Annotated in this window: 1 protein-coding gene; it reads right to left on the reverse strand. The window is 60.8% G+C overall.

The window, feature by feature from the left end:
- Nucleotides 1–84: 84 nt before the first annotated feature.
- A complete protein-coding gene (locus tag ACCC94_RS30495) occupies nt 85–183 on the reverse strand; it encodes a prepilin-type N-terminal cleavage/methylation domain-containing protein (protein ID WP_413353271.1) in 99 nt (32 codons plus the stop codon).
- Nucleotides 184–240 lie beyond the last annotated feature (57 nt).

Here is a 240-nt window from a genome sequence, read left to right on the forward strand (position 1 = left end):
CTGCTCCAGTCCTACACCAAAGCGCCCGTTCTCGATCAGCGCATTGTTATGGGCAATGTCGTCGCGGGTGCGGCGCAGGTTCAGTTATAGCTTCAGAACCGCGACCATGATCAGCAGGCTGATGGTCACGGCGATCATCATCTCAACCAGGGTAAAGCCCCGCTGTCGGGATACGCCGCTCATAGCGAAGCGCCCCGCACGATGGTGGTGACCACTCGCCGGCAGAGGTCGCTGCTGCAG

Origin of the sequence: Pseudomonas sp. Pseusp97 (assembly GCF_047304025.1) — a bacterium.
Classification (GTDB): Bacteria; Pseudomonadota; Gammaproteobacteria; order Pseudomonadales; family Pseudomonadaceae; genus Pseudomonas.

What these genes read in the sequence shown, in the direction of transcription:
- ACCC94_RS30495 (WP_413353271.1), bottom strand. Translation starts at nt 183, where the DNA reads ATGAGCGGCGTATCCCGACAGCGGGGCTTTACCCTGGTTGAGATGATG.